This window comes from Methylorubrum subtropicum, from assembly GCF_038442325.1.
In the GTDB taxonomy this organism is placed as follows: Bacteria; Pseudomonadota; Alphaproteobacteria; order Rhizobiales; family Beijerinckiaceae; genus Methylobacterium; species Methylobacterium subtropicum.
The window spans coordinates 293,874-308,681 of record NZ_JBBXMW010000001.1 but is presented as its reverse complement, the minus strand read 5'-3'; the positions used below and the strand labels follow the sequence as shown (position 1 = coordinate 308,681).

The window sequence follows — 14,808 nt, the reverse complement described above, 5'->3', positions numbered from 1 at the left end:
GGCCGTGACAAGTTTCGACGATATTCTGGCGCCGGCGCCCGGCCCGTCCTATGGTGGGCTGTTCTCCACGCGCGTCTACGAGGCCGAATCGGGCGGCACGATCCGCCTGGAGGACGCCGCCCTGCTGTTTCGCGGCGAGTTCGCCCGCGTCGGCGCCGACCTCGTCATCGGTGACGCGTTCCACCGCGTCGTCATCCACGATTACTTCCGGGTCGAGACGCGCCCGCGGCTGGAGGCGCCCAACGGCGCCGCGCTGAGCGAGACCGCGATCGAGGCGCTGAGCCTGCATCCGCACGGCGAACAGGTGGCGCAGGCCGGCGCCCCCCAGGGCAATGATCCGGTCGGCCGGGTCCAGACGCTCACCGGCACGGCCACCGTCATCCGCAACGGCACCAGCGTGACGCTGCAGGTCGGCGACCTCGTCTACAAGAACGACGCGCTCCAGACCGGCCGCGATTCCTCGCTCGCGGTCTCGTTCCTCGACGGCACCCTGTTCAGCCTCGCCTCCGACGCCCGGATGGTGGTGAACGGCATGGTCTATGCCGAGGGCGGGTCGGGCAACTCGGCCCTGTTCGACCTCGTCCAGGGCACGATCTCGTTCGTGGCCGGCAAGGTCGCCAAGACCGGCGACATGAAGGTCGGCACGCCGGTCGCCACCATGGGCATCCGCGGCACCGCGGTCCACATCCAGATCGAGGCCGACGGCGGCAACACCCGCTTCTCGGTGATGACCGAGCCCGACGGCACGGTGGGCCGCTTCGACGTCTACGACCGCAACGATCCGACCAAACTCCTGTTCACGGTCTCGGACCCGAACGTCGCCACCGTCGTCATCCCGGAGGACGGGCGCGAGCCGCGGGTCGAGACGGCGCAGAAGACGCCCGCTGAACTCGCCGAGGAGAACGGCCTCGTCCAGTCGCTGTTCAAGACGATCAGTGAGGCGCCGCGCCTGCCGGTGGTGCCGGGGCCGGGCGGCGGGCCGGGCTCGGGCGTGCCGCCGAACGTCTTTCCGGGTGGCCCCGACGGTGGCGGCCCGGATACGACCGGCCCGCGCACGCCCCCCGACACGCTCCAGCCGCCGGGCCCGCAGACGCCGAATCCCGGCGGCAACGACACGCCCCGCGACGACGGCCCCGGCGTGCCGCCGAGCGAGCCCGACCGCGACGCGCCGCCGCTCGCGGTCGCGCCCCAGACCGTGCCGGTGGTGCAGGACGCCGCCCTGGTCACCACCGATCCGGCCCGCGGCCTGCTCGGCTCCGGTTCCGTGACCGGTTCGGCCGCGCTCAGCGTGCTCGCCGCCCGCGCCGGCACGGTGCTGGGCGGGGCCGACACGGCGCTCTCCGACGGCAGCGTGACCCTGCGCGGCACCTACGGCGACCTCGTGCTGCACGCCGACGGCACCTATTCCTACACCGCCGACCGCGCCGCCTTCCTGGCCGAGGGTCGGGTCGGCAGCGACGCGTTCAGCGTCAGCATCGGCGGCCCGAACGGCGCGGTCCTGCACACGGTCTTCACCATCGACGTGACCGGCCTCAACGACGCCCCCACGGTGGCGCGGGCCGTGACGCTCGCCGAGGGCCGGGCGGGCGAGGCCCGCACCCTGAGCGCCGCAGACCTCTGCGCGGGCGCCTCCGACATTGACGGCGATACGCTTTCCGTCAGCGACCTCGTCGTGGTCAGCGGCGGCGGCCGCATCGTCGATCTCGGCGAGGGCCGCTTCCGCTACGAGCCCGGCGCGCAGTCGCACGGAACGGTGACGCTCGGCTACCACGTCCGCGACGGCCATGGCGGCGTCTGCCTCCAGACCGCGACCTTCGAGCTGGTCGGCGACGCCGCCCCGGTCCTGACCCTGCCGGGTGAGGATGCGAGTTTTCGCGAGGACGGCGCGCCGATCCGGATCGCCGAGGGGCTGACGATCCGCGACGCCGACAGCGCGAGTTTGAGCCGCGCCACCGTGCGGATCGCCGAGCATTTCCAGAAGGGCGCGGACACGCTCGCCGTCGATCTGCCCGAGGGCAGCCCGATCCGCGCCCATTACGACGCCGGCACCGGCGTGCTGACGCTGTTGGGCGAGGCGAGCCTGTCGGACTACCGGACGGTGCTGGCCTCGCTCACCTACGCCAACGGCAGCGATGCACCGTCCGAGTTGCCGCGCACGGTCGCGATCGTGGTGGTGGACACCGACGGCGTGGCGAGCGCGCCGGTCCTGCGCGACGTCGCGGTGGTTGCGACGCCCGACGCGCCGGAGGCCCGCGACGACAACGCCTTCGTCGAGGCCGGGCGTTCGGTCACGGTGAAGGTGCTGGCCAACGACGCCGACCCCGACGGCGGCGCCGTCACCGTCGATGCCCTCGGTGAGCCCGGCCACGGCACGGTCGTGCTCAACCGCGACGGCACGATCACCTACACCCCGAAGCCCGGCTTCACCGGCCCCGATAGCTTCACCTACACCATCCGCGACGCCGACGGATCGACGGCCGAGGCCACCGTCGACGTGATCGTGGGGCGGGCCGGCCACCAGACGGTCGGCGGCGACGTGTTTCTCCAGGGCGCCTACATGGAGATCGGCGTCGCCAAGCACGGCTCGCTCGGCACGGAATCCGACGCGCCCGAGGGCTTCCACCCGCAGGCGGGCGGCTCGGACCAACTCTCCTTCGTTATCGACGACGACGGCTGGGATACGGGCGAGGAGACCACCTCCAACGACGTCACGATCCCCGGCACGCCGGAGGACGCGATCGTCATCGCGCATAACGGGAAGAGCTTCGCCAACTCGGAGCGCACGAACACGATCGGGTTCGAGGCGACGACCACCGACACGTCGAGCGGCGGCCGGCTCCAGGCGACGACGATCGGGACCACGTCGGATGGCCTCAAACTAACACAGGTGATCGACCTCGATCCGAACGCCACCTACTTCCGCACCACGGTCACGCTGACGAACACCACCGACGCGACGATGACGGACGCCCGCTTCCTGCGCAGCTTCGACCCCGATCAGGACGCGATCCGCTACGGCGACTTCGCCACCGACAACGACGTGCTGGCCAACCCCACGGCCAAGGGCGGCGTCGCGGTGGTGCAGGCCTACGGCCGGGAATCGGGCGTGTCGGTCAACCTCATCGCCTTCGATGGGGCGGCGCGGGCCTCCAGCGACGGCTTCTACAACCACGACGCCTATCTGCCCAACGTCTACGACACGCCGAAGGACCCGGACGGCGACCACATCGACACCGGCATCTCGCTCAACATCAAGTTCGGCGACCTACGCCCGGGGCAGAGCGCCACCCACACCTTCTACACCTCGCTCAATGGCAGCCAGGGCGCCAACGACCTCGTGGTCGGGTCGTCGCGGCCCGAGACGCTGGACGGGCGCGGCGGCGACGACATCCTCCTCGGGCTCGGCGGCGGCGACACGCTGACCGGCGGCACCGGCCGCGACACCTTCGTGTTCGACACGGCGGCCTTCGGCAGGACCACGATCACCGACTTCACCGCGGGCGCGGACACGCTGGAATTCGACCGCGCGGTGTTTGCCAACGCCGAGGCGGTGCTGGGCCGGGCGACGCAATCGGGCGACGACGTCACCATCGCCTACGACCGGACGCACGTGCTGACGCTGAAGAACGTGTTGCTGGACCATCTCCAGGCCAGCGATATTCATATTCTTTGATGGGCTGCCGAACGCGATGACCGGCCTTCCGCGCATCCCCTCTCCCCGCACGCGGGGAGGGGGCCGCGACGACCTCGTCGTCGGCGCGGCGAGGCGGCAGCCGGGGGTGAGGGGGCTTCGACGGAAGAGACTCCTTCGGATGCGCCCCCTCACCGCCGCTGCGGCTTCGCCTCCGCTTCCTGTCTGCACGACAAGGTCCCTACAGGCCTCTCCCCGCGTGCGGGGAGAGGGGGGAGCCCGACCCTGCGCGCGTGCGGCCTGAGCACCGCCCTTGCCCCTCCCCCGCCCCTTCCGTCGCCCCGCCGCCGCCTCGGCTCCGCGCCCCCAAGCCCCCAAAAGAATCGGCCTCGACCGCGCGCTCGCCCTCCTCGTGCTCCTCGCCCTGGTGGCCGTGCGGGTCTGGGACCCCGCCCCCGTCGAGACCCTGCGGCTGCGCACCTTCGACGCGCTGCAGGCGCTGCATCCCCGGCCCGTGACGCTGCGGCCGGTCACCATCGTGGACATCGACGAGGACAGCATCCGGGCCTACGGGCAATGGCCCTGGGCCCGCACCCGCGTCGCCGAGATGGTGCGGCGGCTGACCGAGGCCGGGGCCGCGGTGATCGCCTTCGACATGGTGTTTCCGGAGCCCGACCGGCTCTCGCCGGCCCGCGTCGCCGAGAGCCTCGACGGGCTCGACGCCGGCGCCCGCGCCGCGCTGGCGCGGCTGCCCGACACCGACGCGGTGCTGGCCGAGGCGATCCGGGCCGGCCGGGTGATTTTGGGACAATCGGCCTTGGAGCAGGCGTCCACCGAGGCGCCCGACCTGCCGCGCACGGGTTTCGCCACGCTCGGACCCGACCCGTCCGCCCATCTCGCCCGCTTTCCCGGCCTGCTGCACAACATCCCCGAACTGGAGCGGGCCGCCGCGGGGCGGGGCCTCTTCACCATCGTGCCGGAACGCGACGGCATCGTCCGGCGCGTGCCGCTCGCGGTCGAGGCCGGCGGGCGGCTGGTGCCGGGGCTGGGGCTCGAAGTCCTGCGGGTGCTCACCGGCGCCGGCACCGTGCTGCTTCGGGCGGACGCCGCCGGGGCGCAGGCGCTGGCGCTGCCGGGCTTCGAGATCCCCACCGACGCCACGGCCTCGGTCTGGCTCCACTTCTCGGGCCGCGATCCCGCCCGCTACGTCCCGGCCCGCACCGTCCTCGACGGCAGCCTCGATCCCGAGCGGGTGGCCTCGAGGATCGTGCTGGTCGGCACCTCGGCGCTGGGGCTTCTCGACAACAAGACCACGCCGGTCGAGCGGGTGATGCCCGGCGTCGAGGTGCAGGCGCAACTCCTCGAAAGCGTGCTGTCGCGCACCACCCTCTCCTACCCCGGCGACGCCATCGTCGTGGAGATCGCGCTCGCGCTCGGCGTCGGCCTGATCGTCATCGTGTTCGCGCCGCTGCTCGGGGCCGTGCGGCTGCTCGGGCTCGGGGCCGTCATCGCCCTGTTCCTCGCCGCCACCGCGTGGTTCCGGTTTAAGGAACTCGGCATCCTGCTCGACGCCACCTTCCCGCTGGGGGCGAGCCTCACGGTCTACGCCGTGCTGGTCTTCACCAACTACACCCGCGAGCAGACCGGGCGACAGCGCATCCGCGCGGCCTTCGGGCAGTACCTCTCGCCGGCTCTGGTCGAGCAGCTCGCCGCCCATCCCGAGACCCTGCGGCTCGGCGGCGAGGAGCGGCCGCTCACCATCATGTTCTCGGACGTGCGCGGCTTCACCGGCATCGCCGAGTTCTACCGCAACGATCCGGCGGGCCTCACCGCGCTGATGAACCGGTTCCTGTCGCCCTTGACCGATGCGATCATCGAGCGCCGCGGCACCATCGACAAGTACATGGGCGACGCCATCATGGCGTTCTGGAACGCGCCGCTCGACGACGCTGACCAGGAGGCCAACGCCTGCCATGCGGCGCTCGCGATGATCGCCCGGATGGACGCGCTCAACGCGCTCCGCCGCGCGGAGGCCGAGGCCGGCGGGCATCCGGTGCTGCCGATCGACATCGGCATCGGCCTCAACACCGGCCGCTGCGTCGTCGGCAACATGGGCTCGAACTTGCGGTTCGACTACTCGGTGCTCGGCGACCCCGTGAACGTCGCCTCGCGGCTGGAGGGGCAGTCCAAGGCCTACCGGGTCAAGACGATCCTGGGTGCCGCGACCGCCGCCGCGGTCGCCGACCGCTTCGCCGTGCTGGAGATCGACCTCGTCCGGGTGAAGGGGAAGAGCGAGGCGGAGGCCATCTCGACGCTGGTCGGCGACGCGGCCGTGCGCGACTCCCTCGCCTTCCGGCGGCTCGCGGCGCGGCATGCCGAGATGCTCGTCGCCTATCGCCGCCGCGACTGGGCCAGCGCCCGCGGCCGGATCGGCGCCTGCCGCTCCGAGGGCGCGGCCTTCGGCCTGTCCGGCCTTTACGACCTGTACCTCGAGCGCGTCGCCGCCTTCGAGTGCGTCCCACCCCCGGCCGACTGGTCGGGGGTGCATGTGGCGCTCACCAAGTAGTCGCGTCCCGCTCAGTGCACGGGAAGCGAGGCGCCCGGCTTGTCGTGCCGACCGAAGCGCTCGACCAGGGTGGCGCTGGCCTCGTTGAGGCCGACCACCTCGACCGTGCGGCCCTGGCGGCGGGCCTTCTCGACCACGCGGTCGAGGGCACCCACCGCCGAGATGTCCCAGAAATGCGCCGCGTGCACGTCGATGACGAGGCGTTCCGCCGGTTCGCGGGAATCGAGCGCTTCCGCGAAAGCGCCGGCCGAGGCGAAGAACACCTGACCGCTCACCCGGACGGTGCGGGTGCGCCCGTCGGGCGACATCTCGGAGGCCACGCGGACCATCCGCGAGACTTTCCCGGCGAAGAACACCCCCGACAGCAGCACGCCGACGAGGACGCCGATGGCGAGATCCTTCGTGGCGACGACGACGGCAACGGTGGCGAGCATCACCACCGAGGACGGCAGCGGGTTGGTGCGTAACTCCAGCAGCGAGCGCCACGAGAAGGTGTTGAGCGAGACCATGATCATCACCGCGGTCAGCGCCGCGACCGGCACGACGGCCAGCAGGTCCTGCAACGCCACCAGCAGCACCAGCAGGGCGCTGCCCGCCACCAGCGTCGAGAGCCGGCCCCGCGCCCCGGACGAGACGTTGATGACCGATTGGCCGATCATGGCGCAGCCGCCCATGCCGCCGAACACCGCCGAGCCCATGTTGGCGAGCCCCTGGCCGACGCATTCGCGGTTCTTCGAACTGCCGGTATCCGTCATGTCGTCGACGATCTGCGCGGTGAGCAGGCTCTCCAACAGGCCGACCGCCGCGAGCGTCGCGGCGTAGGGCAGGATGATCCGCAGCGTCTCGAAGGTGAGCGGCACGTCGGGCAGGGCGAAGGACGGGAGCGTCGTCGGCAGCGCGCCGAGATGGGCCACCGTGCGCACGTCGAGCCCGAGCCAGGCGGTGAGCGCGGTCAGCACCGCGATGGCGATGAGCGGCGAGGGCACCGCGCGGGTGATCCGGGGGAAGCCGTAGATGATGGCGAGCCCCAGCGCGATCAGCCCGTAGGTGGCGGGCGTGACGCCGGTCAGCTCCGGCAATTGCGCCAGAAAGATCAGGATCGCCAGCGCGTTGACGAAGCCGGTCATCACCGAGCGCGAGACGAAGCGCATGAGGCGCCCGAGCCGCATCAGCCCGGCGGCGATCTGGATCACGCCCATCAGGATGGTGGCGGCGAACAGGTACTGGACGCCGTGATCGCGCACGAGATCGACCATCACCACGGCGGTGGCGGCGGTGGCCGCCGAGATCATGGCGGGCCGCCCGCCCGCGAAGGCGATGACGATCGCGATGACGACGGAGGCGTAGAGCCCGACCTTGGGATCGACCCCGGCGATGACCGAGAAGCCGATGGCCTCGGGGATCAGCGCCAGCGCGACGACGAGGCCCGACAGCGTGTCGGCCCAGGGCGAGCCGAGCCACGCGCGGGCGGCGTTCTTGACACGAGACATCTTTTGAAATTTCCGCAAGGACGCAGGCCCGCGCCGGAGGCGGGTGTGAGATGCGTCTCGAATGCGTGATCCGGCGGATCGGCGGCCGGAAGAGCCACCCGGGCTTGCACCGGGTCCAGGCGAATTCTTTTGCTCTTAAAGCGTCAGGTGCTGCGGTGCAACACGGCCGGCGTTGCGGCTCAAGCCGAGGCGGCCGACCGGCCGGCCGCGACCTGCGGTCGCTTCGGCCGTGCCGCGGCGTCCGGCTTCCGGTCGGCGACGACGCCCGTGCGGTGGCCCGACGACACGGCCGGGACCGGAGCCCGTGCCTGCGCCAGCGCATGGACCGCCATGGTCTCGCTGCGGCCGCGCAGGCGGTAGGCTCCGAGCGCCTCGGCCGCGATTCCCTCGGGGAGCGCGGGCAGCCGGGTAAGGACCGCGTCCGAGACCAGCACGTCCCGCCCGGTCTCCCGGCACAGACCTTCCAGCCGGGCGGTCGCGTTCATCACGTCGCCGAAATAGGCGATCTTGTGCCGATCGACGCCGACTTCCGCGGTCACGACGCTGCCGCCGTGGAGCGCCGCGCGCAGTTCGGGCACGAGGCCGAAGCGCGCGCGCCAGCGCTCCCGGTCGCGATCAAGGGTGTCGAGGATCGCGAAGACGCAGGCGACGCAGCGCGCCCCCTCGATGCCCCGCGCCAGCGGCCAGGAGACGATGACCCCATCGCCGACATAGTCGTCCACCTGCCCGCGATGGCGCCGCACCGGTTCGGCGATCGCGGCGAAGACGGCCTTCAGCAGTTCCTGGGCGGCGAGGTCGCCGTGCCGCTCCGCGTAGGTTGTGGAGCCGACGAGGTCGAGGAACAGGAAGACGCGCTCCTCGCTGACCGGACGATGGTAGCGTCCGAGGATCAGGCTCGTGAAGGTCTCGCTGCCGATCAGGTCGCGCACGCGCAGCACGGCGACGAGCAGCGCCGAGACCACGAGCGCGAACGGGATCGTCGTGAGCTTCGGCGTGACCGCCTCGACAAAGGTCTTGTCGGCGATGCCGAGCGCCCAGATCGCCGCGCCGGTCGCCGACATCGCCGCGACGATCAGGACCACCATGCTGATCTCGGCGGCGACGAAGTAGGCGAGCGTCGGCAATTGCCGCAGGCGCCGGTTGTAGCCCCCGAGGAAAAGTCCGCGCTCGTAGGCGATCATCACGACGCCGACGCAGGTGCCGTAGATCGTCCCCATGAGGGTCGGCCCGTCGAGGAACAGCACGCCGTGCAGCGCGCCGAACCCGGCGCTGACCGCAGCCATGATGATCCAGAAGACCGGAGTGCCGTAGGACATCGTCTTCACCGGCTCGGAGGGCGTCGTCGAAAGTTTGCGACAGGCAATCGCGGCGGCAGCGTGACCTTCGCGCTCTTTTCCGTGTGGCAGGCTCGATTGTCGTGCGCCACCGCACGGAGTGCGAATACGCTGGATGTCACCGAACGCGCGTCACGGATTGTTTTTCCGGCTCCGGCGCGTGCCGCAACGGTGCCCGGCGCGATCATCTGGACCGCGGGTCGCCTCAGACGGCAGAACGGCCCCGCCATGGACGGGGCCGTTGCCGGTTCTCGATCAGCGCCGGCGGCGCCGGCGGCGCGGGAGGCTCAGGCGCTCAGGCGAAGCGGGGCGGCCTCGATCCGCTCGGACGGGCCGACCCAGCGCGGTAGGGCCGGGCCGGACAGCCGGACTTCGAGTGCCACGGTGCCGCGGGACGCCGCCCAGAGCGAGGCCGGCATCACGGCGGCGCCGTCGGTCCAGCGCCAGGACGCCCCGTTGCCGTCGCCGTCCACCGCGTGGAAGCCAGCCTCCAGCTGCGGGTCATCGACCGCGACCGTGCGGGCGCCGTCGATCGTGAGCCCGGCCAGCGGCACGCCGAGCCGCCGGTCGTCGCTCGTGCCCGCGAACACGTGGGCCGGCACCGAGACGGCCGAGACGAGGCGGACATCGCGCGCGCTCGCCGGCAGGACGAAGCGGGCGGTGAGGTCGTCGGTCTCGGGGTGGATCGTCTGGCCGTCGGCGACGAGGTGGAGGTCGCCGAAGGTTTCCTCGACGAGGTGCCAGCCGAGCGCCCGCGCCCGCGCATCGAGGCGCGACCGCACGAACTCGACCACCGCGCCCTCCTCGTGGAACGGACGGCAGAACGGCAGTTCGCCCATCGGGCGAGCGTCCGGCAGGAGGCCGAGGTCGGTCACGTCGGCGTTGGCGAAGAAGCGGCGGTTGCCGCAATCGAGGTAGCTCTCTGCGGGCAGGCCTTCGGCGATGAGGATGTCGTGGCTGTCCAGCTCGACGTGCCAGTAGCTCACCGCCTCGGCCTCGACCTGCGTGATCGTGGTGCCGTTGACGAGGCGCACCGCCGGGATCAGCATCTCGCCCATCAAATCGATGCAGATCGCGTGGGCCGGCGACACGAGGAGGTCGCGGGACGGGCGGCCCGCGCCGAAGGCGTCCTTGGCGATGCGCACCGGCATCACGTCCTTGCGGCCCTGGCAGGCCATGGTGCGGTGGCCGATCCAGCGGATCGGGCGGGCCTCGCCGGAGACGGTGACGGCGCGCTCGCCGATCTTCAGCGCCTCGACCGGCACGTCGCCGTGCTCGGTGCGGATGCGCGTGCCGGCGGCGAAGCAGACCACGACCACCGTGCCGCCGTTGCCGTCGTCGCGCGCCTCGTAGGCCGTCGAGGTCGGGTTCTCCAGGGTGAAGCTCTGGCTGAAGTTGCTGCCGCCGCGCAGGCCCGTCACCGTCAGCAGGCTGTTGCTGCTGTTGAAGCTGACGCTGGCGTTGGTCAGCCCGGCGAGGTCGAGTTCGCTGCTGCCGTTGAAGTTCGCGATGGTGTTGCCGAAGGTGACGCCGTTGGCCTGCGCCGCCGTATCGATGGTGAGGCGGGCCGTGGCGTTGCCCGTCAGCGTCGAGAAGGTGATGTCGCCGGTGCCGGCCGCGCTCGCGTTGGCGAGCACGAGGTTGCCGCCGGACAAAGTGGTGCCGCCGGCATAGGTGTTGGCGCCGGTGAGCGTCCAGGTGCCGCCGCCGGTCTTGATCAGGGCACCGCTGTTCGTGTCGGTGTTCTGGTCGATGATGGTGCCGCTGACCACGCCGTTGCCGGCGCCGCCGAGGGTGAGCTCGAAGGAATCGGCCGCACCGGTGTTCTGGCTGGCCCGGATCGCGACGCCGCCCGGATTGCCCGCGCCGCCGGTGAGCGTGACGGTCGTGCCCGCGACGTCGTTGATGATCGCGTTGCCTTCGTCCTCGACGCTGACCGTGCCGGTATAGGTGGTGTCGACCGAACGGTTGAACTCGATGACGCCGCCGTCATCGACGCGGATGTTGCCCGCGATCCCGCCGGCGGTGCCGCCGTTGCCGATCTGCAGCGTCAGCGGCCCGATGGTGAAGCTCGGCTGGGCGGTCGCGGGCGAGGTGTCGCTGATGTTGAGCGTATCGACGACGGTCAGCCGGTAGTTGATCGGGACGGCCGCATCGCCCGTGTTCGGGTAGTTGGCCGGCGTGCCGCCGCGGAAGCGCAGGGTTCCGGCCGTCGAGGGCGAATTGAGGTTGGGGAACTGGCCGCTGGTGAGCGTGATGTCGTTCTGCAGGTAAATGCTGTCGTTGGCCGACGTGCCGTTGGCGGTATTGGTCTCGTTGACGATATCGGCGCCGGTCGTCGCGAAGTAGTTGGCCATTTTCGACCCTCTTTTGCTTGTAAATCTCCCGCTCGGTCTGTCTTCGGCGTGGCGGCCGACACGATGGGGCGCTGTTTTCAGGACAGGGCGCCGTTCGGGGGTGAGACTGACTTCGCCCCCGATCTCTGGGGCCGGGTGCCTGCACGAGTCGAGAGAGGTGCACGTCTGGCGACGGTTATGAATCCGTCATTTCACCGTTTTACACATTATTAACTAATAATAGTGCTTTATATGCAACATGCTTTGCCAGTTTGTTGAATAACGCGATGACGAATAGGAATATTACTGCGGGATAATTCGGCAATCATCCTTAGGCTTCTTGCCCGTCCTCTGGATGCGCCGCTCAGTGCACGAACCTTCGGCCCGAGCCGGTTCGAATCGGCCGTCGCCGCGTCAGCGCAAAAAGCTCACCGCCACCGGCACCAGCACGGCCGTCAAAAACGCGTTCAACCCCATGGCGATGCCGGCGAAGGTGCCGGCGACTTCGCTCACCTGAAAGGCGCGGGCCGTGCCCAGCCCGTGGGCGGCCAGCCCCGCCGCGAAGCCGCGGGCGCGCATGTCTTCGATGCGCAAGAGCCGCATCAGCGGCGTGACGATGACGGCGCCGGCCATGCCGGTCAGCATCACCAGCACCGCCGCGAGGGTCGGGTCGCCGCCGAGCGCCTCGACGATGCCCATGGCCACGCCCGTGGTCACGGATTTCGGGGCCATGGCGAGCATCACGTCGAAGGGGATGCCGGCGAACTTGGCGAAGACCAGCGCCGAGCCCATGGCGGTGACGCAGCCGACGACGAGGGCCGCGCCCATCGGCAGGAGCGCGCGCATCACCGTCTCGCGGCGCTCGTAGAGCGGCACGGCGAGCGCCACGGTGGCGGGGCCGAGCAGGAAGTGGACGAACTGCGCGCCCTGGAAGTAGGTCGGGTAGGGCGTGCCGGTGGCGAGCAGCACCAGCGCGATCATCCAGACCGAATGGATCACCGGGTTGGCGAGCGGATGGCGTCCGGCGGCCCGGAAGAACCGATCGGCGACCGCGTAGGCCAGGAGCGTCACGGTCAGCCACAGCAGCGGCGTGCGGCTGAGATAGACCCAGAGGGCGAAGTCGCCGGTCATGGCCGCTCTTGGCCCCGCCGCGCCATCAGCCGCGAGACCGCGACGAAGGTCAGCACGGTCGCGGCCAGCGTCAGCGTCACCGAGAGGCAGAGCACGATGGCGAGCGCGATCCCGTGGCTCGCCAGCACGTCGAGCCGGCCGACGATGCCGACCGCGGCCGGCACGAACATGATCGAGAGATGCGCCAGCAGCCCCTTGGCCGTGTTCTCCACCCCGCCATCGACCAGCGGCGGCGGCAGGAGGCGGGTCGAGGCCGGACGCCAGCGGTCGCGCAGCGCCAGGAAGGCGAGGAACAGGGCCATGCCGATCACCGGCCCCGGCACCGGCAGGCTGACGGCGCGGGCCAGGGCCTCGCCGATGAGCTGCGCCAGCAGGATCGTGGCGAGGCTGACGATCATCGGCGGGCGCTCAGGCGGCTGCGCCCTGGGCCCGGCGGCGCGCGGCGTGGATGCCGGCCTCGTCGAACCCGAGCAGCGTGCCGAGGCGCCAGACCAGCGCCTCCTCGAACTCGTGGACCGCCCCGTCGGCGCCCGCGACCGACCACGCCATGGCGAGGAGCCGTTCGCGCTGCTCCGGCGCGCCGTCCTCGCCGATCAGCTCGACGAGGCTCGCGAGGTCGCGGGTCTGGGTGTCGAAGGCGGCGGCGCGCTCGATCAGGGCCGCGGCCTCCGCATCGGTCCCGGCATAGCGCCCGCGCACCAGCCGGACCAGCCGCTCGGTCTCGGCCGCGTCGAGCGTCCCGTCGGCCCGGGCGATGTGGACGAGGAGCGCGGTCGCGGCGAGATGCTCCTCGCTGCCGTCGGGCAACGGCTCCGCCTCCGGCGGCAGGCCGAAGGCGGCGGAGGCGTAGGCGAAGAGGCGGGACAGCATGGCCATGACGGAAACGCTCGTAGCCCATCCGGGCCCGGGGTGGGAGAGTCGCGGCGCGCTTGTGTGGCCCGGTCGATGGCAACAGCATCCCCTCTTCCCGCGCGCGGGGAGAGGGCCGCGACGACCCTGTCGTCGTCGCGGCGAGGCGGCAGCCGAAGGTGAGGGGGCGGTTCAGGCAGAGCCTCGTCCGTCGACTCCCCCTCACCGCCGCTGCGGCTTCGCCTGCGCTTCCTGCATGGACGACGGGGTCCGTGCAGGCCTCTTCCCGCGTGCGGGGAGAGGGGGAATGCAGCTGCGCCCGATGCGATCAAGTGAGGCCGGCATCAGATCTCGATCCGCCCGCCGGGCGCCAGCCCCGCATCGAGCGCGACGCTCTTGACGATGGCGTGGACGGGGGCGCCTTCCGCAAGCCCGAGGTCGCGGGCCGAGGCGCGGGTGAGGCGGGCGAGCAGGATCGCCGCGCCGCAGGCGACCTCGACGAGGCAGGCCGCGCCCTCCTCCCGGAGCGCCACGACCCGGCCGGGCAGGACGTTGCGGGCCGAGAGCCCCCGCGGCGCCTCGGTCGCCAGCAGCACGTCGCGGGCGGGCAGCCGCAGGTTCAGCCGCCGACCGACCGGCAGCGCCAGCAGCGGCACGGCGAGCGGGCCCGCGGGGCCGGTCAGCCGGGTCAGGCCCAAAGCTTCGTCGTGGCCCTCGACCGTCATGGCGAGCACGCTGCCGGCCTCCGCCCCGTCCGGGATCAGGTCGGGCCGGCGCAGCACCGCATCGACCGGGCCCCGGCCCGCGACGCGACCGCCTTCCAGCACCACCACCGTCGAGGCGAGGCGGGCGACCTCGGCGACCGAGTGGCTGACATAGACGATCGGCAGCCCGGCCTCGTCGCGCAGCCGCTCGATGTAGGGCAGTATCTCGCGCTTGCGGGCCTCGTCCAGCGCCGAGAGCGGCTCGTCCATCAAGAGGAGCCGCGGGCGGGCGAGCAGGGCGCGCCCGATGGCGACGCGCTGGCGCTCGCCCCCTGACAGGCCCGCCGGGCGCCGCTCCATGAGCGGGCCGATGCCGAGCAGTTCGGCCACCGCTTCCAGGCTCGGCCCCCCGCTCCCGCGGGAGAACAGGCGGCCGAAGCGCAGGTTCTGCCGCACCGAGAGATGCGGCAGGAGCCGCGCTTCCTGGAACACGCAGCCGATCCGGCGCCGATGCACCGGCACCCGCACGCCCCGCTCGGTGTCGAGCAGCACGGTGCCGTCCACGACGATGCGCCCGCGCTCGGGTTGGGCCAGCCCCGCGATCAGGTCGATCACCGTGGTCTTGCCCGAGCCGGAGCGCCCGAACAGGGCGGTGAGCCCGGCGCCCGCGGTGAAGGCGACCTCCAGCGCGAAGGTTTCGCGGCGCAGCGCCACGTCGATCTCGATCGTCACGGGGGCGGGCTCCGAAACACGCCTGCCGCGTTGTC

At 71.5% G+C, this 14,808-nt stretch carries 9 protein-coding genes and 1 other annotated feature; of the genes, 2 read left to right on the top strand and 7 right to left on the bottom strand.

Going from position 1 to position 14,808, the window contains the following annotated elements; translation table 11 throughout:
* Window positions 1–4: 4 nt before the first annotated feature.
* Together AAHG03_RS01495 and AAHG03_RS01490 are read left to right on the top strand one after the other, a co-directional pair.
* Window positions 5–3,673 (top strand): cadherin-like domain-containing protein, encoded by a 3,669-nt coding sequence (locus AAHG03_RS01495; RefSeq protein ID WP_342148210.1) that lies wholly within the window; start codon window positions 5–7, stop codon window positions 3,671–3,673.
* 370 nt (window positions 3,674–4,043) lie between these two features.
* Window positions 4,044–6,197, top strand: a complete 2,154-nt coding sequence (locus AAHG03_RS01490) for a CHASE2 domain-containing protein (protein WP_342148568.1) — start codon at window positions 4,044–4,046, stop codon at window positions 6,195–6,197.
* 11 nt (window positions 6,198–6,208) lie between these two features.
* On the opposite strand, the gene AAHG03_RS01485 is transcribed toward AAHG03_RS01490, so the two are convergent.
* The 7 genes from AAHG03_RS01485 to modC all read right to left on the bottom strand — a co-directional run bounded on the left by AAHG03_RS01485 (window position 6,209) and on the right by modC (window position 14,773).
* On the bottom strand, window positions 6,209–7,687 hold the full coding sequence (locus AAHG03_RS01485) for a SulP family inorganic anion transporter (protein WP_342148208.1): 1,479 nt from the start codon (window positions 7,685–7,687) through the stop codon (window positions 6,209–6,211).
* A 64-nt stretch (window positions 7,688–7,751) separates the two neighbouring features.
* Window positions 7,752–7,807: a sequence feature (sul1 is cis-regulatory element that is thought to sense ions involved in sulfur or methionine metabolism; They are found in Alphaproteobacteria), on the bottom strand.
* A gap of 59 nt (window positions 7,808–7,866) precedes the next feature.
* The gene (locus AAHG03_RS01480; RefSeq protein ID WP_342148207.1) at window positions 7,867–9,003 is read right to left on the bottom strand and encodes an adenylate/guanylate cyclase domain-containing protein; all 1,137 of its coding nucleotides are present in this window, start codon (window positions 9,001–9,003) and stop codon (window positions 7,867–7,869) included.
* A gap of 305 nt (window positions 9,004–9,308) precedes the next feature.
* Entirely contained in the window at window positions 9,309–11,378 is a 2,070-nt protein-coding gene (locus AAHG03_RS01475) for a Hint domain-containing protein (protein ID WP_342148206.1), read from the bottom strand.
* 393 nt (window positions 11,379–11,771) lie between these two features.
* Window positions 11,772–12,488 carry an LrgB family protein gene (locus AAHG03_RS01470; protein WP_342148205.1) on the bottom strand — a complete coding sequence of 239 codons (717 nt, stop codon included), beginning with the start codon at window positions 12,486–12,488 and terminating at the stop codon, window positions 11,772–11,774.
* A complete protein-coding gene (locus AAHG03_RS01465) occupies window positions 12,485–12,886 on the bottom strand; it encodes a CidA/LrgA family protein (protein WP_342148204.1) in 402 nt (133 codons plus the stop codon). The genes AAHG03_RS01470 and AAHG03_RS01465 overlap by 4 nt, the downstream gene beginning before the upstream one ends.
* 10 nt (window positions 12,887–12,896) lie before the next feature.
* Window positions 12,897–13,364, bottom strand: a complete 468-nt coding sequence (locus AAHG03_RS01460) for a tellurite resistance TerB family protein (protein ID WP_342148203.1) — start codon at window positions 13,362–13,364, stop codon at window positions 12,897–12,899.
* 317 nt (window positions 13,365–13,681) lie between these two features.
* Window positions 13,682–14,773 (bottom strand): molybdenum ABC transporter ATP-binding protein, encoded by a 1,092-nt coding sequence (gene modC, locus AAHG03_RS01455; RefSeq protein WP_342148202.1) that lies wholly within the window; start codon window positions 14,771–14,773, stop codon window positions 13,682–13,684.
* Between the last annotated feature and the right edge of the window lie 35 nt (window positions 14,774–14,808).